Consider the following 20,299-nt stretch of genomic DNA (forward strand, 5'->3'; position numbering starts at 1 on the left):
GCGGCGGCGGGAGGGCGGCTTTTGGAATGGCGACACCAAATTTCAGATTTGTCGGCATGGACTGGTACAATACCGCCTGAAGCAAGCCAGACAGCCGCTGGTCAGCGCGTAATGCCTGACGGGAGGAAGGTCCGGACTCCATAGAGCGGGGTGACGGTTAACGGCCGTCCGCCGAAAGCCTTTCGGGGTATAAGGCGAGGAATAGGGCCACAGAGACGAGCGTATTAAGTTACGGTGAAACGCGGTAACCTCCACCTGGTGCAATTCCAAATAGGCACGCGATGATGCTGCTCGCGGAGCGTGCGGGTAGGAAGCTTGAGCGCTGGAGTAATCCAGCGCCTAGAGGAATGGCTGTCATAGCGCAGGTTCGCCTGTGCCGTAACAAAATCCGGCCTATCGGCTTGCTTCAACTAACAACCGTTTTTTCGCTGCGGACGCGATGAAAAAATACATACTGTCCCTGGACCAGGGCACGACCAGTTCGCGCGCCATCCTGTTCGATCATCAAGGCCAGATCTGCGGCTGCGCGGCGCAGGAATTCCCTCAGCATTTCCCCCATCCCGGCTGGGTCGAGCACGACCCGATGGACATCTGGCACAGCCAGCTCAACGTCGCCCGCAAGGTGCTGGCCGATCATCACATCGATCCGCAGCAGATCCTGGCCATCGGCGTGACCAACCAGCGCGAGACCACCGTGGTGTGGGACCGCAAGACCGGCGAGCCGATCGCCCCGGCGATCGTCTGGCAGGACCGCCGCACCGCCGACCTGTGCGACGCCCTGCGCGCCGACGGCAAGGCCAAGAAAATCACCGACATCTCCGGTCTGGAACTGGACGCCTATTTTTCCGCCACCAAGCTCAAATGGCTGCTCGATAACGTGCCCGGCGCACGCGCGAAGGCCGAGCAGGGCGGGCTGGCGTTTGGCACCGTCGACAGCTGGCTGGTCTATAAGTTGACCGGGCAGCACGTGACCGACGTCAGCAACGCGTCGCGCACCATGCTGTTCAATATCCACCTGATGCGCTGGGACTACGACCTGCTGCACCTGTTCGGCATACCGGAGGCGGTGCTGCCGCAGATCGTGTCGTCGAGCGAGGAGGTGGGCGCCACGCACCACAGCCTGTTCGGCGCGGCCATTCCGGTGGCCGGCATCGCCGGCGACCAGCAGGCAGCCACTTTCGGCCAGGCTTGCCACCAGCCCGGCATGGTCAAGAATACCTACGGCACCGGCTGTTTCATGCTGATGCATCTCGGGCGCCACCCGGTGGCCTCGCACAACCGGCTGCTGACCACCGTGGGCTGGCGTATCGACGGCGAGACCGACTATCTGCTGGAGGGCAGCGTCTTCATGGGCGGCGCCACCGTGCAGTGGCTGCGGGACGGGCTGGGCATCATCCAATCCTCGGCCGAAGTGGAAGCGCTGGCGGCTAGCGTGCCCGACAGCGACGGCGTGTTCATGGTGCCGGCCTTCGTCGGCCTCGGTGCGCCGCACTGGGACGCCTACGCGCGCGGCTCGCTGTTCGGCCTGAGCCGGGGCAGCAACCGCGCCCACATCGCCCGCGCCGCGCTGGAGGCCATCGCCTACCAGAGCGCCGAGCTGATGGCGGCCATGCAGAAGGATGCGTCGACGCCGCTGATCGAAGTGCGCGCCGACGGCGGCGCCGCCCGCAACGACCTGCTGATGCAATTCCAGGCCGACTTGCTGGGCGTGCCGGTGGTCCGTCCCAAGGTCACCGAAACCACCGCCCTGGGCGCCGCCTACCTGGCCGGCCTGGCGGTCGGCTTCTGGGAGACGCAGGAAGAAATCGCCGCCCAATGGACCTGCGAACGCCGCTTCGAACCCACCATGTCCACCGACCGCCGCACCGAATTATTGGCCAAATGGGCCCGTGCCGTAGAGCGTTCGAAAGCGTGGGAGGGCGTATAATGGCGTCGATGCACCGTTTAATTTGTATAGACAAGTTGGCTTGACTTGCTTGCTTTGAAGTAATATTGAAGTTCGTTGTGATTGCTTTGTGAAGGTTCCTCATTCCGCTTGAGCGCGCTTCTGATGCGCTATGCCGGCGTTTTCCTCCTGATTACCTCGTTTTTTATCCCCATTTTCCTGTTGTCCATTTGATACCGCAATGTTGGCTCCTTGCAACTTTATGCTTTTATTTCAATTTTTTTATATAAGCATTTTCAGTATTAAACACATGGGTACAAGTGAGGTGACACCTTCACAACCTTTCATAAGTACTTAATTTATTGAGTTATTTTATTTCTAGCTGGCTTCAAGGAATCGCGCTAAGTCCTTAATTTCATTACTAAAATCCCTGTTTCGATTGGCTGAAACCGCTTGACCACCAATCTTGCATCCTCTAAAGTGGGCATCTGTGTGAAAAAGTGTCTTTTTGTGGGAAGTTTTGCCTGACTTAGCGGACAGGGGAGATGAAAAACGAATCGCCATGGCTTCATGCTCCGCTAACCATACTGAGGTAAAAAGGTAATCACGTGTTTCAAGGCGCGTCCGCAATCAATCTCGATGCCAAAGGCAGGATGTCCATCCCTGCCAAGCACCGTGACGCGCTTTCGATCCAATGCGAAGGCCGCCTCACCCTGACGCGCCATCCCGACGGCTGCGTCATGCTGTTCCCCCGTCCTGTGTGGGAACAACACCGTCAACAGATCTCCGCCTGGCCCATGCAAGCGCGCGCCTGGCAACGCATTTTCCTCGGTTACGCCACCGACGTGGAAATGGACACCGCCGGCCGCATCCTCATTTCGCCCGAACTCCGCGCCGCCGTCGGCCTGGACAAAGAGGTGATGATGATGGGCATGGGTTCCCACTTCGAGATCTGGGACGCCGCCAAGATGGCGGAAAAAGAGCAGCAGGCTTTGGAAGCCGGCACCCCCGATGTACTCGCCAATTTCTCCTTCTAAGGTTCCGCCATGACAACAACAGCGGTGCCTGAATTCCAGCATCGTACGGTGCTGCTAGACGAAGCGGTCGATGCGCTGGCGCTGGACGGCGCGCGCGCCAACGGCGTCTACGTCGACGGCACCTTCGGCCGCGGCGGCCACTCGCGTCTGATCCTGTCCAAGCTGGGTCCGAAGGCCCGCCTGATCGCGTTCGACAAGGACCCGCAAGCCATCGCCACCGCCGAACAAATCGACGACCCGCGCTTCACCATCGTGCACGACAGCTTCGCCACCATGCGCGAGGCGCTGGCGGCCAACGGCGTCGACCAGGTCGACGGCATCCTGCTCGACCTGGGCATCTCGTCGCCACAGGTGGACGACGCCGCGCGCGGCTTCAGCTTCCGTAACGACGGCCCGCTCGACATGCGCATGGACACCACGCGCGGCATGTCGGCGGCGCAGTGGCTCGCCACTGAAACCGAACAGACACTGGAAAAGGTGATAAAGGAATATGGGGAAGAACGGTTTGCTTTTCAGATTGCAAAGGCGATTGTTGCTCGCCGGGCAGTCGAGCCAATTTCAACCACACGACAGCTTGCCAGCCTCGTGGCAGGCGCGGTCAAGACTCGGGAAAAGGGCAAGGATCCGGCCACCCGCACCTTTCAGGCTATCCGGATTTTCATCAATAAAGAGCTTGAAGACCTTGAAGTCGGTCTGACGCAGGCCTACGCCAGCCTGGCGCCGGGCGCGATCATCGCCATCATCAGCTTCCACTCGCTGGAAGACCGCATGGTGAAGCGCTTCTTCGCGTCCAAGGCCAACGTCGAGCAGCCGGACCGCCGCCTGCCGATCCGCGCGATCGACTTGCCGCAGCCGGAGATCAAGCTGCTGTCCAAGATGAAGCCATCCGACCGCGAAGTCGATGAGAACCCGCGTTCCCGCTCGGCGGTGATGCGCGTGGCGCGCCGCCTGCCCATCCCCGCAACGCCGGAGGATGCATGAGCGGTAAGATCAACGCGTTCCTGACGATGTTGCTGGTCGCTTGCGGCCTGTCGCTGGTTAACGCCCAGTACCAGGCGCGCCACCTGTTCATCGAACTGGAACGCACGCAGTCGCAGGCGCGCCAGCTCGATATCGAATGGGCGCAGCTGCAGCTGGACCAATCGACGCTGGGCAAGCACGCCCGCATCGAGGACATCGCGCGCCGTGACCTGAACATGACGCCGCTGACCGCAGCGCGCACGCAGTACCTGACGCCGGAGCCGACAAAATGAGCCGCGGCAGCAATGTGAACACCTCTCGCGTGGCCGCCGCCAAAGGCGTGGCCTTCTCCAAGAGCCCAGTATTGGCGGTGCGTCTGCCAACCTGGCGCTCGCGCGTGGTGCTGTTCGTATTGTTTGCCGCCTTCGCGGCGTTGGCCGCGCGCGCCCTGTGGCTGCAAGGCCTGTCGACCCAGTTCCTGCAGAAGCAGGGCGAGATCCGCTACGCGCGCACGCTGGAACTGCCGGCCACGCGCGGCAAGATCACCGACCGTGACGGCCAGGTGTTGGCCTCCTCGGTGCCGGTGAAAGCCATCTGGGCGATCCCGGACGATGTGCAGGAAGCGCCGCCGGCCAAGCTGAAACAGCTGGCCAAACTGCTCGACATGAGCGACGCCGAGCTGCAAAAGAAACTCGATTCCGACCGCAGCTTCGTCTACCTTAAACGCCAGGTGGAGCAGGACGTGTCCGACCAGATCACCAAGCTTGGCATCGAAGGCATCCAGACCCGCAAGGAATACAAGCGCTTCTACCCGCAGGGCGAAGTGACGACCCACGTCGTCGGTTTCACCAACGTCGAAGACATGGGCCAGGAGTCGATGGAACTGGCGCAGCAGAAGACGCTGCAGGGCATCACCGGCAGCCGCCGCGTGATCAAGGACCGCCTGGGCCACATCGTTGAAGATATCGAGTCGGTGCGCGAGCCGCACGACGGCAAGGACCTGACCCTGTCGATCGACAGCAAGATCCAGTACATCGCCTTCACGCAGGTGAAGGACGCGGTCGAGAAATTCCAGGCCAAGGCCGGCGCCGCCGTGGTGCTGGACGTACACACCGGCGAAGTGCTGGCGCTGGCCAACTGGCCGACCTACAACCCGAACGACCGCTCCAAGCTGACCGGCGAACAGCTGCGCAACCGCGTCATGACCGACACCTTCGAGCCGGGATCGACGATGAAGCCGTTCCCTGTCGCGATGGCGCTGGACGCCAAGAAGATCACGCCGCACACCATGTTCGACACCGGCAACGGTTCGATGGTCATCGGCGACCGCGTGATCCACGATACGCATCCGCACTTCATGATCGACGTGCAGGGCATCATCCAGAAATCGTCCAACATCGGCACCACCAAGATCGCCATGGGCATGCCGGCGCAGGATCTGTGGGAGATGTTCACCAAGCTCGGTTTCGGCCAGCAGCCCAAGTGGGGCTTCCCCGGCGCCGTGGCCGGCCGCGTGCGTCCGTATAAATCGTGGCGTCCGGTGGAACACGCCAACATGAGCTTCGGCCAGGGTATCTCGGTATCGCTGATCCAGCTGGCGCGCGCCTACATGGTGCTGGCGCGCGGCGGCGACATCATTCCACTGTCGTTCCAGAAGGTGCACGAAGCGCCGCACGGCACCCAGGTCATCAGCGCCAAGACCGCCGCCGAAATGCGCGAGATGCTGGAAATGGTCACGCTGCCGGGCGGTTCCGCCGTCAAGGCGCAGGTACCGGGCTATCGCGTCGGCGGCAAGACCGGCACCGCGCAGAAGTTCATCGGCGGCCGCTACTCGCACACCAAATATATCGGCAACTTCGTCGGCATGGCGCCGATGTCGGACCCGCGCTTCATCATCGCCGTCATGATCGACGAACCGGGCGGCCCGCTGAAATACGGCGGCGACGTGGCCGGCCCTGTGTTCTCGGCCCTGGCGGCGCAGGCGCTGCGCGCCAAGAACGTGGCGCCGGACTCGGACCTGACCCATATCATCATTCCTGAATCTGCAGCACAGGGGAACATGTGACGACTTCTACTTTCGACCCATCGGCTGTCGCCGACGCGATCCGCAAGCTGGCGCCTACGGCGAACCTGGCTTCGGACTCGCGCCGCATCAAGCTGGGCGATGTGTTCTTTGCTTTCGCTCCGGATGCAGGCAATGCGGCCGATGGACGCAGCTTTATCGATGGCGCCATCGAGCAGGGCGCGGCGCTGGTGGTGCTCGATCCCGCCGGCTTTACCTGGAACGACAAGTGGGCCGTGCCTTACCTGACGGTTGATCAGCTGAAGCAGAACGCCGGCGCCATCGCGCATGCCTTCTATCAGCAGCCGGATGCCGCCATGTTCACCGTCGGCGTCACCGGCACCAACGGCAAGACCTCCAGCGCCGTGTGGCTGGGCCACGCGCTGTCGCGCGCCGGCGAACCGGCGGCGGTGATCGGCACGCTGGGCGTGGGCGTGTTCCGTCCGCGCGGCGAAGTGGAATACGACGTCACCGGCTACACCACGCCGGATGCGGTGCTGCTGGCACGCTCGCTGGCCGAACTGCGCGACAAAGGCGTGGCCTCGCTGGCGATCGAAGTGTCGTCCATCGGCCTGGCGCAGGGCCGCGTGTCGGGCATGCATTTCGACGTGGCGCTGTTCACCAACCTGACGCGCGACCATCTGGACTATCACGGCACCATGGAAGCCTACGAGGCGGCCAAGGTCAAGCTGTTCAACTGGCCGGGCCTGAAAACGGCGGTCGTCAACCTGGACGATCCGGCAGGCTTGCGCCTGATCGCGCATCTGCAGGCGAAGGCGCCACTGGCCGGCAACATCCCGCTGATCGGCTACACGCTGCGCGACTCCGCTGCGCAACCGGACATCGCCGGCGTGCTGATGCTGCGCGCCAGCCAGTTGCGCGCCGGCCGCAGCGGCGGCACCGAATTCCATCTCGATTGCCCGCTGGGCGTGGCGCTGGTGAAAACGCACCTGGTGGGCGGCTTCAATATCAGCAACGCGCTGGGCGTGATGGGCGCGATGCTGGCCAAGGGCCTGGGTCTGCGCGCCGCCATCGACGCGGTGGAGGCGCTGGAGTCCGCACCGGGCCGCATGCAGCAAGTGGGCGGCCACGACGCACCGCTGATCGTGATCGATTACGCGCACACGCCGGACGCGCTGGAAAAAACCCTGGCCGCGCTGCGTCCGGTGGCCAGCGACCGTGGCGGCCAGCTGTGGTGCGTGTTCGGCTGCGGCGGCGACCGCGATCCGGGCAAGCGTCCGCAAATGGGCAAGCTGGCGCAGGTGGCCGACCATGTGCTGGTCACCAGCGACAATCCGCGCAGCGAAGATCCGCATTCGATCATCGAGCAGATTTTGGCCGGCATGGACCAGAACAATCCGGCATCGACGGTGCAGGCGCTGGACGACCGCGCCGCCGCCATCTTGTCGGCGGTGAAGCACGCCGCCAAGCCGGACGTGATTCTGCTGGCCGGCAAAGGCCATGAGCCGTACCAGGAAATCAAAGGTAAGAAACTGCCATTCTCGGACGCCGATCACGCGCAACTGGCGCTGTCGGCACGTTTAACCATGATGAGGACGAATTAATGCGTGCAGCTGTCGCACAAATTCTGCCTTCCCTGACCGGCGCACGCTTAGTGAACGCCGGCGATGTCGTATTTGACGGCGTGTCGACCGACAGCCGTAGCGTAGCCGCAGGCGCCTTGTTCGTCGCCTTGCGCGGCGAGGTGTTCGACGCCCACAACTTCCTGCCGCAAGTGGCGGAGAAGGGCGTTGCCGCTGTCGTTGTTGAAGAACTGCCGGCCGGCTTTACGCTGCCGGCCATCGTTGTACCGGACACGCTGGTGGCCCTGGGCCAGATCGCCAACTGGTGGCGCAAGCAGTTCACCATGCCGGTGATTGGCGTCACCGGCAGTAACGGCAAGACCACTGTCAAAGAGATGATCTCCGCGATCCTGGTGGCGGCCCACGGCGAAGAAGGCCGCCTGGCCACGCGCGGCAATCTGAATAACGAGATCGGCGTGCCGCTGACGCTGTTCCGCATGGAAGACAAGCAGCAAGCGGCCGTGATCGAGATGGGCATGAACCATCCGGGAGAAATCGGCCGCCTGGCGTTGATCGCCGCTGCCGATATCGCCATGGTCAACAACGCCCAGCGCGAGCACCAGGAATTCATGCACACCGTGGAAGCGGTGGCGCGCGAGAACGGCTCCGTGTTGTCGGCGCTGCCGACCAACGGCGTGGCCGTGTTCCCGCATGGCGACGAGTTCACGCCGGTATGGGAAGAACTGTCGGCAGGCCGCCGCAAGCTGCGCTTCGGCCTGACCAAGGATGCGGAAGTGAGCTGCACCTACCGCGCCAGCGATTTCGAAAGCGAGATGTTCATCACCATCTGCGAGAGCGAGGCCGATACGCAGCAGTTCTTCGTGCGCCTGCAGGCGGCCGGTGAACACAATGTGCGCAATGCGCTGGCTGCGGTGGCATGCACCTACGCCGCCGGTATCGCGCTGGACCAGATCAAGCTGGGCCTGGACACGTTTGCGCCGGTCAGCGGCCGTTTGCAGAAGAAGCAGGCGGTCAATGGCGCGGTCGTCATCGACGATACCTACAACGCCAATCCGGATTCGGTGCGCGCCGCCATCGACGTGCTGGCGAAAGCCGCCGCACCGCGCGTGCTGGTGCTCGGCGATATGGGCGAAGTCGGCACCCAGGGCCGCGAGTTCCATGAAGAGATAGGCGCGTATGCGCAAAACAAGGGCATCGATACGGTGCTGGTAACGGGCGAACTGGCTGCGCATATCCAAGGTGCGAACGTTCGTCATTTTGAAAACTTTGGCGATTTGCTGTCTGCTGTCGAAGCGGCGGTATCGCCTGATGCAACTGTATTAATCAAGGGCTCCCGTTTCATGAAGATGGAGCGGGTCGTGCAGCATTTGATTGGGTCGCAACAAGCTAACAAGGAAGGTCACTAATCATGCTGCTCTGGCTCGCACAATTTTTTCAACAGGACGTCGGGATACTCCGGGTCTTCAACTTCATCACCTTCCGCGCGGTGTTCGCCACCGCGACGGCGTTGTTCATCGGCCTGGCCGCCGGCCCGTTCGTGATCCGCAAGCTGACCGCCATGAAGTACGGCCAGGCCGTGCGCACCGACGGTCCGCAGACCCACCTGAAAAAACACGGCACGCCAACCATGGGCGGCGTGCTGATTCTGCTGTCGATCGCGATTTCCACGCTGCTGTGGTGCGACCTGTCGAACCGCCTGATCTGGCCGGTGCTGATCGTGACGCTGGGCTTCGGCGCGGTGGGCTGGGTGGATGACTACCGCAAGGTGGTGTACCAGGACCCGGAAGGCATGCGCTCGCGCGAGAAGTATTTCTGGCAGTCGCTGGTCGGCATCGCCGCCGCGCTGTATCTGGCGTTCTCGGTGTCGGCGCCGAGCACCGGCCAGGTGTTTGAGCTGTTCTTCGCCTGGGTGCGTTCGGGCTTCGAGATGGATCTGCCGCCGAAGGCCGACTTGATAGTCCCGTTCTTCAAGACCATTAGCTATCCGCTGGGCGTGTGGGGCTTCATTGCTTTGACCTACTGTGTCATCGTGGGATCGTCCAACGCCGTTAACTTCACGGATGGTCTGGATGGCCTGGCGATCATGCCGACGATTATGGTCGGCTCGGCGCTTGGCCTGTTCGCTTACCTCACCGGTAGCGCCACGTATTCGAAGTATCTGTTCATTCCGCATATTCCTGGCGCGGGCGAGTTGATCATCTTCTGCGGCGCGCTGGCTGGCGCGGGCCTGGCCTTCCTGTGGTTTAACACGCATCCGGCTCAGGTGTTCATGGGCGACGTGGGCGCGTTGGCCTTGGGCGGCGCGTTGGGCACCATTGCCGTGATCGTGCGTCAGGAGATTGTGTTGTTCATCATGGGCGGCATCTTCGTTGCGGAGACGGTGTCGGTGATGATTCAGGTGAGCTGGTTCAAGTACACCAAGAAGCGCTACGGCACCGGCCGTCGCGTGTTCTTGATGGCGCCGCTGCACCACCATTTTGAACAAAAAGGCTGGAAAGAGACCCAGGTCGTCGTGCGCTTCTGGATTATCACGATGATTCTGGTACTGGTTGGACTTTCGACGTTGAAGCTGCGCTGATGATTTACGAAGGCAAAAACGCACTGGTATTGGGGCTGGGAGAATCCGGCCTGGCGATGGCGCTGTGGCTCGCCCGCAGCGGCGCGCGCGTGCGCGTTGCCGATACGCGTGAGTCGCCGGAGCGTTTGCCGGCATTGCGCGCGGCCGTGCCGGATGCGGAGTTTGTCGCTGGTGCGTTTGGCGCATCGTTGCTGGGGGGCGTGGACTTTGTGGCCGTCAGCCCTGGTCTGGCGCCGAACCGCGAGCTGGCCGAGATTGCGCCGGCCGCCGCTGCCGCCGGCATCGAGGTGTGGGGCGAGATCGAGTTGTTCGCGCAGGCGCTGGAGTCGTTGAAGACCGAGCGAGATTACCATCCGAAGATCATCGCCATCACCGGCACCAACGGCAAGACGACGGTGACCACGCTAGTCGGCCAGCTGTGCGAACGCGCCGGCAAGACCATGCGCGTGGCCGGCAACATCAGCCCAGCCGCGCTGGACGTCCTGCGCGAAGTGCTCGACGCCGCCCCGGCCATCGCGCCCGCCGCCGAAGCGCCCGCCGCCGCCGCGCCAGCCGCATCGCTGCCGGAAGTCTGGGTACTCGAACTCTCGTCCTTCCAACTGCAGACCACCTTTACGCTGGAAGCCGACGCCGCCACTGTATTGAACGTGACGCAAGACCACCTGGACTGGCACGGCGACATGCCATCCTACGCCGCCGCCAAGCACCGCATCTTCGCCGCCAACACCGTGCGCGTCCTGAACCGCGACGACGCCACCACCATGCGCATGGCCAGCGCCACCGGCCACAACGTCACCTTCGGCACCGACGCGCCAACCCTGCGCGACGACCTTGGCCTGAACAACGAACGCGGCGTGCTGTGGCTGGCCACCTCCGTCCCGGCCGAAGAAGAGGGCGAGCCGAAGAAACGCAAGAAGAACGATCCGCCGCCACCGCCGGTCGAATGCATGGTCAAGAATCTGATGCCCGCTGACGCCCTGCAAATCCGTGGCGTGCACAACGCCGCCAACGCGCTGGCCGCGCTGGCGCTGTGCCGCGCCATCGACCTGCCGCTGGCACCGTTGCTGCACGGCCTGCGCGACTATCGCGGCCAGCCGCACCGCGTGGAACTGGTCAGCGCCATCAACGAAGTCGAATACTACGACGACAGCAAAGGCACCAACGTCGGCGCCACCGTGGCCGCACTGAATGGCCTGGGCAAAGCTTTCACCGGCGCCAACCAGCGCCTGCTGGTCATCATGGGCGGTGACGGCAAAGGCCAGGACTTCGCACCGCTGGCCGAGCCAACCGGCCGCTACGCGCGCGCCGTGCTGCTGATCGGCCGCGACGCGCCGCAGATCCGCGCCGCATTGTCCGCGACAGGAATCACGCTGGAAGACTGCGGCACCGACCTGCCACAAGCGGTCAAGCGCGCCAGCGAACTGGCGCAAGCCGGCGACGCCGTGCTGCTCTCGCCGGCCTGCGCCAGCATGGACATGTTCAAGAACTACGCGCATCGCGCCCAGGTGTTCATCGACACCGTGCGCGAAATCGCCCTCGACGCCGGACAGGAGATCTGATGCCGCTCCAGCTGCCGTTCCGCTTTGGTTCCAACTCGGTTGAAACGCCGATGGAAAGTCGCGCGCGGCAGTCGAAGATGATGGAATACGACCAGCCGCTCGTCTGGGTCACGCTGTTGCTGATGCTGCTCGGGATGGTGATGGTTTACTCGGCCTCGATCTCGCTGCCGGACTCGCCGAAATTCGCCAACTACGTGCGCTGGCAGAACACCTACTTCCTGCAGCGCCAGGCGATGTTCATCATCGTTTCGCTGGTCGCCGGCCTGTTCGTGTTCCGCACCCGCATCGCCGACCTGCAAAAGGCCGCGCCGTATCTGTTCATCGGCACGCTGGTGCTGCTGGTGCTGGTGCTGATTCCCGGCGTCGGCGTGGTGGTCAACGGCGGCCGCCGCTGGCTGTCGCTCAAGGTATTCAACATCCAGCCGTCGGAACTGATGAAGGTGGTGGCCGTGCTGTACGCCGCCGACTACACCGTGCGCAAGCAGGAATACATGCACAAGCTGACCAAGGGCTTCATGCCGATGGCGGCGGCGGTCGGCTTCGTCGGCCTGTTGCTGCTGCTGGAGCCGGACCTCGGCGCCTTCGGCGTGATCGTCTGCATCGCCATGGGCATCCTGTTCCTGGGCGGGATCAACGCCATCTGGTTCGGCGGTATCGGCGTGGTGCTGGTGGCGATCTTCGGCACCATCATCGCTTTGTCCAAATTCCGCCGCGAGCGTTACTTCGCCTACCTCAATCCGTGGGAAGAGGACAACGCGCTGAACAAGGCTTACCAGCTGACCCACTCGCTGATCGCTTTCGGTCGCGGCGAGATCTTCGGCGTGGGCCTGGGCGGCAGCGTGGAAAAGCTGCACTACCTGCCGGAAGCGCACACCGACTTCCTGCTGGCCGTGATCGGCGAAGAACTGGGCCTGGCCGGCGTGCTGGTGGTGATCGCGCTGTTCTACTGGATCATCAAGCGCGCCTTCGATATCGGCCGCCAGGCCATCGCCATCGACCAGACCTTCGCCGGCCTCACCGCCAAAGGCATCGGCATCTGGATCGGCGTGCAGACCTTTATCAATATGGGCGTAAACCTTGGCTTGCTGCCTACCAAGGGCTTGACCCTGCCGCTGATGAGCTATGGCGGCACGGGCGTTGTAATTAACTGCATCGGACTCGCGATCCTGCTCCGGATCGATTACGAGAACCGGGTTCTGATGCGTGGTGGCAGACTATGAAACGACTAATGATTATGGCGGCCGGTACGGGCGGTCATATCTTCCCCGGCCTGGCGATCGCGCAAACCATGCGCGCACGCGGCTGGGAAGTGAGCTGGCTGGGCACTTCCACCGGCATGGAGCAGGACCTGGTGCCGAAGAGCGGCATCGCGATGGACAGCATCAATTTCACCGGCATGCGCGGCAAGGGCTTGAAGCACTCGCTGGACGGCGCCCTGAAGATGGTCAAGGCATTCAAGGATTGCTTCGGCTTTATCGGCAGCCGCAAGCCGGACGTGGTGATGGGCATGGGCGGCTACGTGACCGTGCCGGGCGGCCTGATGGCGCGCATGCGCGGCACGCCGTTGGTGCTGGTGAACGCCGACGCCGCGCTGCTGCTGTCGAATAAAACGCTGGTGCCGTTCGCCGACCGCGTGTGCTTCGGTTTCCCGGCCGATTTCGGCAAAGCCGCAGACAAGGCCGTGGTCACCGGTAACCCGGTGCGCAAGGAGATTTTGGACATGGCGTCGCCGGCCCAGCGTTTCGCCGGCCGCGAGGGGCCGCTGCGCATCCTGGTGGTGGGCGGCAGCCTGGGCGCCAAAGCGCTGAACGACGCGCTGCCGGCAGCGCTGGCGCTGATCCCGGAAGCACAGCGTCCATTGGTGACCCACCAGTCGGGCAAGAAGAACATCGATGCGTTGCGCGCGGCGTATCAGCAAGCCGGCGTATCCGCCAATGTGGTCGACTTCATCGACGACATGGCCAGCGCCTACAGCGTGGCGGACGTGGTGATTTGCCGCGCCGGCGCCATCACCGTGTCAGAACTGACGGCGGCGGGCGTGGCCAGCGTGCTGGTGCCGTTCGTGGCCTCGACCACCAGCCATCAGCGCGACAACGCCCAGTGGATGGCGAAGCAGAAGGCGGCGATCCACATGCCGCAATCGGAATTGAGCGCGCAGAGTGTGGCGACGCTGCTGGAAACGCTGACCCGCGCGGCTTGCCTGGCCATGGCCGGCGCGGCGCGCGAAGTAGGAAAACGCGACGCGAACGACGCGATCGCGCAGGTATTGGAAGCATTAGCATTGGATAAGCCGTGAAACATAAAGTACAGAACATACACTTCGTCGGCATCGGCGGCAGCGGCATGAGCGGCATCGCGGAAGTGCTGCTGACGCTGGGCTACAACGTGTCCGGCTCGGACCTGGGCAGCAACGCCGTCACCCAGCGCCTGGTCGACATGGGCGCGACCGTGTACCAGGGCCACGCGGAAATCCACATCGGCAAGGCCGATGCGGTCGTGACCTCGACCGCTGTACAGCAGGACAATCCTGAAGTCGTGGCGGCGCGCAGCCGCAAGATCCCTATCGTCCCGCGCGCGGTGATGCTGGGTGAGTTGATGCGCCTGAAGCGCGGCATCGCCATCGCCGGCACCCACGGCAAGACCACCACCACCAGCCTGGTGGCGTCCGTGCTGGCGCAGGGCGGCCTCGATCCGACCTTCGTCATCGGCGGCCGCCTGACCGCCGCCGGCGCCAACGCCAAGCTGGGCACCGGCGAATACCTGGTGGCCGAAGCCGATGAATCGGATGCATCGTTCCTGAACCTGACGCCGATGATCGAAGTCATTACGAACATCGACGCCGACCACATGGAAACCTACGAGCACGATTTCGAAAAGCTCAAGCAGGCCTTCGTCCACTTCACGCACCGCCTGCCGTTCTACGGCCGCGCCATGCTGTGCATCGACGATCCGCACGTGCGCTCGATCATCCCGCAGGTGACCAAGCCGGTCACCACCTACGGCTTTGCCGAAGACGCCGAAGTGCGCGCCGTGAACGCGCGCGCCGTCGGCGTGGAAATGCACTTCACCGTCCAGCAGGAAGGCTATCCCGACCTGGACGTGGTGCTGAACCAACCGGGCCTGCACAACGTGCAGAACGCCTGCTCCGCCGTGGCCATCGCCCGCGAGATTGGCATCGAAGACAGCGCAACGCAAGCCGGCCTGGCTGGCTTTGCCGGCGTGGGCCGCCGCTTCACCAAGTATGGCGACGTCGCCATTCCTGGCGGCGGCACGTTCACGCTGGTGGACGACTTCGGCCACCATCCGCTGGAAATGGACGTGACCATGGCCGCAGCGCGCGCCGCCTACCCGGGCCGCCGTCTGGTGCTGGCCTTCCAGCCGCACCGTTACAGCCGCACGCGCGATCTGTTTGAAGATTTCGTCAAGGTGCTGGGCGCACCTGACGTGCTGGTGTTGGGCGAAGTGTATGCCGCAGGCGAAGCGCCGATCGTGGCGGCCGACGGCCGCGCGCTGTCGCACGCGCTGCGCGCACGCGGCAAGACGGAACCGATTTTTGTTGAGGCAATCGGCGATATGCCGGAAACCATCATGGGCGTGGTGCGTGACGGCGATGTCGTCATGACCATGGGCGCAGGCTCGATCAGCGGCGTCCCGGCCAAACTGACTAATTATCCAAAGGTCTGAATCGTGAGTACCATCATTCATCCACAAAACGCACAAGACGCCAAGGCGTTCGGCAAGGTCGGCGTGCTGTTCGGCGGCCGTTCGGCGGAACGTGAAGTGTCCAATATGTCCGGCGCCGGCGTGCTGGCCGCGCTGCAAAGCCAAGGCATCGACGCCCATCCGTTCGATCCGGGCATGCGCTCGCTGGCAGAACTGGCGGCGGAAAAATTCGACCGCGTGTTCATTGCGCTGCACGGCCGCTTCGGCGAAGACGGCAGCCTGCAGGGCGCGCTGGAACTGCTGGGCATTCCATACACCGGCAGCGGCGTGATGGCCAGCTCGGTCGGCATGGACAAGATCACCACCAAGATCGTCTGGTTGAATGCCGGCCTGCCGACCCCGCGCTATGCTGTGCTGAATGCGCAGTCCGATCTGGCGGCGACCGCCGCCGATCTGGGCCTGCCGCTGATCGTCAAGCCGCCGCACGAAGGCTCGACCATCGGCATCACCAAGGTGAGCGAAGCGGGCGCCTTCCAGGCCGCCTACGACACCGCCGCCGCGCTGGACGACTCGGTGCTGGCGGAAGAATTTGTCACCGGCCGCGAGTTCACGGTCGCCATCCTGGGCGGCGGCGCCACTACGCGCGCGTTGCCTATCGTGGAGATCGTGGCACCGGAAGGCAATTACGATTATCAGAACAAGTACTTCACGGACGACACCAAGTACTTCTGCCCGGCCGTGCTGCCTGATGCACTGGCGGCGGAAATGCAGCGCATCGCCGTGGAAGCCTACCGCGCACTCGGTTGCGAGGGCTGGGGACGCGTCGACGTGCTGCTGCGCGAACGCGACCAGAAGCCCTTCCTGCTGGAAGTGAACACCTCGCCGGGCATGACCAGCCACTCGCTGGTGCCGATGGCGGCGCGCGCGGAAGGCATCAGTTATGAAGCGTTGTGCGTGGAAATCCTGCGCACCGCGCGCTTGAAGATGAAGGGCTGAGTGGTAGATGTGGCATGACGCGAAGGCTTTGAATGCAACCGCCAGCGGGCTGTTTGCGCTGACGTTGTTGGCATGCATAGCTTCCGGGGTGTGGTGGGTGTCGCAACGGCCGATGTTCAACCTGCGCACGATCCGAATCGAGAATATCGCTGACGAAGACCTGAAGCATGTGAACCATCTGACGCTGCGGAACAATGCGCTGGGCCGGATCAAGGGCAACTTCTTCACCACCAACCTGGATGCGGTCAGGCTGGCGTTTGAATCGGTGCCCTGGGTACGCCGCGCAACGGTGCGGCGCGAATGGCCGGACCAGCTGATCGTGGCGCTGGAAGAACACGAGGCGCTGGGCACGTGGGGCGAGGACGGCAGGCTGCTATCGACCAAGGGCGATGTGTTCACCGCCAACCTGGCCGAGGCGGAAGAGGATCACGCGCTGCCGGAGTTCGACGGGCCGGACGGCAGCGAGAAGGAAGTGTTGTCGCGTTACGCCGAGCTGCGCACATGGTTTGCGCCGCTCAAGCTGGCGCCGCAGGCGTTGTCGCTGTCCAGCCGCTACGCGTGGACGGTGAAGCTGGATAACGGAACGAGCGTGGCGCTGGGGCGGGAACAGACCAGCACCACGTTGAAGGAGCGGGTGGACCGGTTGGTGGGGATTTATCCGCAACTGGTGGAACACCTGCCGAATATAGAGACGATAGACATGCGGTACCAGAACGGTTTGGCGTTGAGCGCATCGGGATTGAAGATTCCGGCGGAAGGCGCGAAACCAAAACCAACGGCAAAGAAAACGGCCCCAAAGCATAACTAGCAGGCAGAGAAGAAATGACAAAAGACGCGAAAAACCTGATCGTCGGCCTCGATATCGGCACCTCCAAGGTGGTGGCCGTGGTGGCCGAGGTGATGGGCGATGGACGCCACGAAGTGATCGGCCTGGGCCAGCATGAGTCGCGAGGCTTGAAGAAGGGCGTGGTGGTCAACATCGAAGCGACCGTGGAATCGATCCAGCGCGCGCTGGAAGAAGCGGAGCTGATGGCCGACTGCAAGATCCGCAATGTCTACGCCGGCATCGCGGGCAGCCATATCCGCAGCTTCAATTCGAGCGGCATGGTGGCCATCAAGGACAAGGAAGTGACGGCCACCGACGTGGCGCGCGTCATCGAAACGGCAAAGGCGGTTAACATTCCGACCGACCAGCAATTGCTGCATACGGTACCGCAGGAATTCATCGTCGACAGCCAGGAAGATGTGCGCGAGCCGATCGGCATGAGCGGCATCCGCCTCGAAGTGAAAGTGCACATCGTGACCGGCGCGGTGTCGGCGGTGCAGAACATCGTCAAGTGCGTGCGCCGCTGCGGCCTGGAAGTATCGGACCTGATCCTGCAGCCGATGGCTTCCGCCGACGCGGTGCTGACGGTGGATGAAAAAGAACTCGGCGTGGTCCTGATCGACATCGGCGGCGGCACCACCGACGTTGCCGTGTTCTCGGACGGCGCGATCCGCCACACCGCCGTGATCCCGATCGCCGGCGACCAGATCACCAACGACATCGCCATGGCCTTGCGCACGCCGACCACCGAAGCGGAAGAGATCAAGATCCGCTACGGCGTGGCCAAGCAGGTGCTGGCCGATCCGGGCGAATCGCTGGAAGTGCCGGGACTGGGCGATCGTGGTCCGCGCAATCTGTCGCGCCAGGCGCTGGCCGCCGTGATCGAGCCGCGCGTGGAAGAGCTGTTCGCGATGGTGCACCAGGTGGTGCGCGAGTCGGGCTACGAAGGCGTGCTGTCGTCGGGCATCGTGCTCACCGGCGGCACCGCGATCATGCCGGGCATGGTCGAAATGGCGGAAGACATATTCCTCAAGCCGGCGCGTCTGGGCACGCCGGATTACCGTGGCCAGTTGGCCGACGTGGTGCGCAGCCCGCGCTACGCGACCGTGCTTGGCCTGTTGTTGGAAGCGAAAAAGCAGTACCTGCGTGGCCACATCGTCACGCGGCAGGATGGATCGGTTAAGGCAGTTTGGCAGCGCATGAAGGAATGGTTCCTCGGGAATTTCTGAGGCAGGGCAGGTACAAATTTTTTTATATTAAACCGCAGTTTTCAATCCCCAGTTCTCCTACAATTATGAGGACTGGCGCTTGAAAACCGCATTCTGATAGGGAGTTACATCATGGAGTTCGATATGGTCGATAACGCAGCTTTGGGTACCGTCATCAAGGTCGTCGGCGTCGGCGGTGCGGGTGGCAACGCGGTACAACACATGATCAATAAAGGCATGTCGGGCGTCGAGTTCATCGCCGCCAATACCGATGCCCAGGCACTGTCCACTTCCAAGGCGCACAACGTCATCCAGATCGGCGAGACCGGCCTGGGTGCGGGCATGAAGCCTGACGTCGGCCGCAAGCTGGCCGAAGAATCGCGCCAGCGCATCGAAGACTCGCTGCGCGGCGCGCACATGGTCTTCATCGCCGCCGGCATGGGCGGCGGCACCGGCACCGGCGCCGCACCGATCGTCGCTGAAGTGGCGAAGTCGCTGGGCGCGCTGACCGTGGCCGTGGTATCGAAGCCGTTCTCGCACGAAGGCCAGAAGTGCATGGACATCGCCGATGAAGGCCTGGAACAGTTGTCGGCCAACGTCGACTCGCTGATCGTGATCCTGAACGAGAAGCTGGAAGAGATCTACGAAGACGAATCGCTGATCGAATGGCTGCAACACGCCGACGATGTGCTGAACAACGCCGTTGCCGGTATCGCCGAGATCATCAACGTGCCGGGCCACATCAACGTCGACTTCAACGACGTGAAGACCATCATGGGCGAGCAGGGCAAGGCCATGATGGGCACCGCCACCGCTTCGGGCGTGGACCGTGCGCGCATCGCCGCCGAACAAGCCGTGGCTTCGCCGCTGCTGGACGGCGTGGACCTGTCGGGTGCACGCGGCGTGCTGGTGAACGTCACCGCGTCGCGCGGCCTGAAAGGTAAAGAGATCAAGGAAGTCATGGCCGCCGTGCGCGCCTTCGCGGCGCCGGACGCTTCGATCGCTCAAGGTATCGCCTACGACGACGACATGGGCGACAACATCCGCGTGACCGTGGTTGCCACCGGCCTGGGTAAAGCCAAGAAGCACGTGCAATTGGTGCCGCAGCAGATGCTGCGCACCGGCACCCACAACAGCCCGATGATGCCATCGGCTGCCATGGGCGGCGCGGCTGCTACGCAAGGTTTGTCGATGGGCGCTGCCGGCGGCATGGGCGGCGGCGCATCGCCAGCCTTCGACGGCATGAAGGCGCCGGCGGTATGGCGTCGCGAGTCGGCCTCGGAGCAGGTGCGTGCGATGGAGAAGAACGGCATGGAAACCTACGACATTCCTGCTTTCCTGCGCAAGCAAGCCGATTAAGGCATACTGCCGGTTCTATCCGGGCAAAAGCCGCGCCTTGGGGCGCGGCTTTTTATTTATTTTTATTAGGAGTCATCCATGACCATCAAAATCGGCGACCAACTGCCAGAAGGCACCCTGTCTGAATTCATCGAAACCGAAACCGAAGGCTGCTCGCTGGGCCCTAACACGTTCAACGTGCAGGATCTGGTCAAGGGCAAGAAGATCGCCATCTTCGGCCTGCCGGGCGCCTACACCCCAACCTGCTCGGCGCAGCACGTGCCGGGTTACGTCAAGCACGCCGATGAGCTGAAAGCCAAGGGCGTGGATGAGATCTGGTGCATCTCGGTCAACGACGCCTTCGTGATGGGCGCGTGGGGCCGCGACCAGAAAGCCACCGGCATCGTGCGCATGATGGCCGACGGTAACGCTGCTTACTCGAAAGCACTGGGCCTGGACGCCGACTTCAGCAAGTTCGGCATGGGCACCCGCTCGCAGCGCTACTCGCTGCTGGTCGACAACGGCGTGGTCACCCAGCTGAACATCGAGCAGGGCGGCAAGTTCGAAGTCTCCAATGCTGAAACCCTGCTGGGCCAGCTGTAATACATTAACGGCGCTTCGGCGCCGTTTCTTTTTGCGCGCA

The 20,299-nt window shown here is 63.2% G+C and carries 17 protein-coding genes and 1 other RNA gene; all 18 read left to right on the forward strand.

From position 1 onward, the window contains the following. Positions 1-78: 78 nt before the first annotated feature. The 18 genes from rnpB to ACXZ1M_RS18740 all read left to right on the forward strand — a co-directional run bounded on the left by rnpB (position 79) and on the right by ACXZ1M_RS18740 (position 20,259). Positions 79-412: RNase P RNA component class A (gene rnpB / locus ACXZ1M_RS18655), an RNA gene on the forward strand. Between the two features lie 27 nt (positions 413-439). Further along, the gene (glpK, locus tag ACXZ1M_RS18660; RefSeq protein ID WP_459049142.1) at positions 440-1,927 is read left to right on the forward strand and encodes a glycerol kinase GlpK; all 1,488 of its coding nucleotides are present in this window, start codon (positions 440-442) and stop codon (positions 1,925-1,927) included. Positions 1,928-2,493: 566 nt separating this feature from the next. Further along, positions 2,494-2,922, forward strand: coding sequence for a division/cell wall cluster transcriptional repressor MraZ (gene mraZ / locus ACXZ1M_RS18665; protein ID WP_373990662.1), 429 nt, complete (start codon positions 2,494-2,496; stop codon positions 2,920-2,922). Positions 2,923-2,931: 9 nt separating this feature from the next. Then, positions 2,932-3,903, forward strand: coding sequence for a 16S rRNA (cytosine(1402)-N(4))-methyltransferase RsmH (rsmH, locus tag ACXZ1M_RS18670; protein ID WP_459049143.1), 972 nt, complete (start codon positions 2,932-2,934; stop codon positions 3,901-3,903). Next, positions 3,900-4,175 carry a cell division protein FtsL gene (gene ftsL, locus ACXZ1M_RS18675; RefSeq protein ID WP_459049144.1) on the forward strand — a complete coding sequence of 92 codons (276 nt, stop codon included), beginning with the start codon at positions 3,900-3,902 and terminating at the stop codon, positions 4,173-4,175. The genes rsmH and ftsL overlap by 4 nt, the downstream gene beginning before the upstream one ends. After that, positions 4,172-5,947, forward strand: a complete 1,776-nt coding sequence (locus ACXZ1M_RS18680) for a peptidoglycan D,D-transpeptidase FtsI family protein (RefSeq protein WP_373990665.1) — start codon at positions 4,172-4,174, stop codon at positions 5,945-5,947. The genes ftsL and ACXZ1M_RS18680 overlap by 4 nt, the downstream gene beginning before the upstream one ends. Further along, positions 5,944-7,509, forward strand: coding sequence for a UDP-N-acetylmuramoyl-L-alanyl-D-glutamate--2,6-diaminopimelate ligase (locus ACXZ1M_RS18685; protein ID WP_459049145.1), 1,566 nt, complete (start codon positions 5,944-5,946; stop codon positions 7,507-7,509). The genes ACXZ1M_RS18680 and ACXZ1M_RS18685 overlap by 4 nt, the downstream gene beginning before the upstream one ends. Further along, positions 7,509-8,894, forward strand: coding sequence for a UDP-N-acetylmuramoyl-tripeptide--D-alanyl-D-alanine ligase (locus ACXZ1M_RS18690; protein WP_459049146.1), 1,386 nt, complete (start codon positions 7,509-7,511; stop codon positions 8,892-8,894). Before ACXZ1M_RS18685 ends, ACXZ1M_RS18690 begins: the two co-directional genes overlap by 1 nt. A gap of 2 nt (positions 8,895-8,896) precedes the next feature. Continuing rightward, positions 8,897-10,066, forward strand: a complete 1,170-nt coding sequence (gene mraY / locus ACXZ1M_RS18695; protein WP_459049147.1) for a phospho-N-acetylmuramoyl-pentapeptide-transferase — start codon at positions 8,897-8,899, stop codon at positions 10,064-10,066. Continuing rightward, the gene (gene murD / locus ACXZ1M_RS18700) at positions 10,066-11,625 is read left to right on the forward strand and encodes a UDP-N-acetylmuramoyl-L-alanine--D-glutamate ligase (protein ID WP_459049148.1); all 1,560 of its coding nucleotides are present in this window, start codon (positions 10,066-10,068) and stop codon (positions 11,623-11,625) included. Before mraY ends, murD begins: the two co-directional genes overlap by 1 nt. After that, positions 11,625-12,845, forward strand: a complete 1,221-nt coding sequence (gene ftsW, locus ACXZ1M_RS18705) for a putative lipid II flippase FtsW (RefSeq protein WP_459049149.1) — start codon at positions 11,625-11,627, stop codon at positions 12,843-12,845. Before murD ends, ftsW begins: the two co-directional genes overlap by 1 nt. Continuing rightward, positions 12,842-13,921: an undecaprenyldiphospho-muramoylpentapeptide beta-N-acetylglucosaminyltransferase gene (murG, locus tag ACXZ1M_RS18710; protein WP_459049150.1), complete on the forward strand. Its 1,080-nt coding sequence runs from the start codon at positions 12,842-12,844 to the stop codon at positions 13,919-13,921. Before ftsW ends, murG begins: the two co-directional genes overlap by 4 nt. Beyond that, complete coding sequence (gene murC / locus ACXZ1M_RS18715; RefSeq protein ID WP_459049151.1) at positions 13,918-15,309, forward strand: UDP-N-acetylmuramate--L-alanine ligase; 1,392 nt, start codon at positions 13,918-13,920, stop codon at positions 15,307-15,309. Before murG ends, murC begins: the two co-directional genes overlap by 4 nt. A gap of 3 nt (positions 15,310-15,312) precedes the next feature. Continuing rightward, on the forward strand, positions 15,313-16,284 hold the full coding sequence (locus tag ACXZ1M_RS18720; protein ID WP_459049152.1) for a D-alanine--D-alanine ligase: 972 nt from the start codon (positions 15,313-15,315) through the stop codon (positions 16,282-16,284). Between the two features lie 7 nt (positions 16,285-16,291). Continuing rightward, positions 16,292-17,092, forward strand: a complete 801-nt coding sequence (locus ACXZ1M_RS18725) for a cell division protein FtsQ/DivIB (protein ID WP_373990674.1) — start codon at positions 16,292-16,294, stop codon at positions 17,090-17,092. A gap of 14 nt (positions 17,093-17,106) precedes the next feature. After that, the gene (ftsA, locus tag ACXZ1M_RS18730) at positions 17,107-18,339 is read left to right on the forward strand and encodes a cell division protein FtsA (protein ID WP_373990675.1); all 1,233 of its coding nucleotides are present in this window, start codon (positions 17,107-17,109) and stop codon (positions 18,337-18,339) included. 111 nt (positions 18,340-18,450) lie between these two features. Then, on the forward strand, positions 18,451-19,677 hold the full coding sequence (gene ftsZ, locus ACXZ1M_RS18735) for a cell division protein FtsZ (RefSeq protein WP_459049153.1): 1,227 nt from the start codon (positions 18,451-18,453) through the stop codon (positions 19,675-19,677). Positions 19,678-19,755: 78 nt separating this feature from the next. Beyond that, the gene (locus tag ACXZ1M_RS18740) at positions 19,756-20,259 is read left to right on the forward strand and encodes a redoxin family protein (RefSeq protein ID WP_459049154.1); all 504 of its coding nucleotides are present in this window, start codon (positions 19,756-19,758) and stop codon (positions 20,257-20,259) included. Positions 20,260-20,299: the final 40 nt, after the last annotated feature.

This window comes from Duganella paludis (assembly GCF_054461335.1).

Bases quoted from the DNA above. Each gene is read 5' to 3' on its own strand.
- glpK (WP_459049142.1), top strand. From the start codon at position 440: ATGAAAAAATACATACTGTCCCTGGACCAGGGCACGACCAGTTCGCGC.
- rsmH (WP_459049143.1), top strand. From the start codon at position 2,932: ATGACAACAACAGCGGTGCCTGAATTCCAGCATCGTACGGTGCTGCTA.
- ftsL (WP_459049144.1), top strand. From the start codon at position 3,900: ATGAGCGGTAAGATCAACGCGTTCCTGACGATGTTGCTGGTCGCTTGC.
- ACXZ1M_RS18680 (WP_373990665.1), top strand. From the start codon at position 4,172: ATGAGCCGCGGCAGCAATGTGAACACCTCTCGCGTGGCCGCCGCCAAA.
- ACXZ1M_RS18690 (WP_459049146.1), top strand. From the start codon at position 7,509: ATGCGTGCAGCTGTCGCACAAATTCTGCCTTCCCTGACCGGCGCACGC.
- mraY (WP_459049147.1), top strand. From the start codon at position 8,897: ATGCTGCTCTGGCTCGCACAATTTTTTCAACAGGACGTCGGGATACTC.
- murD (WP_459049148.1), top strand. From the start codon at position 10,066: ATGATTTACGAAGGCAAAAACGCACTGGTATTGGGGCTGGGAGAATCC.
- ftsW (WP_459049149.1), top strand. From the start codon at position 11,625: ATGCCGCTCCAGCTGCCGTTCCGCTTTGGTTCCAACTCGGTTGAAACG.
- murG (WP_459049150.1), top strand. From the start codon at position 12,842: ATGAAACGACTAATGATTATGGCGGCCGGTACGGGCGGTCATATCTTC.
- ACXZ1M_RS18725 (WP_373990674.1), top strand. From the start codon at position 16,292: ATGTGGCATGACGCGAAGGCTTTGAATGCAACCGCCAGCGGGCTGTTT.
- ftsA (WP_373990675.1), top strand. From the start codon at position 17,107: ATGACAAAAGACGCGAAAAACCTGATCGTCGGCCTCGATATCGGCACC.
- ftsZ (WP_459049153.1), top strand. From the start codon at position 18,451: ATGGAGTTCGATATGGTCGATAACGCAGCTTTGGGTACCGTCATCAAG.
- ACXZ1M_RS18740 (WP_459049154.1), top strand. From the start codon at position 19,756: ATGACCATCAAAATCGGCGACCAACTGCCAGAAGGCACCCTGTCTGAA.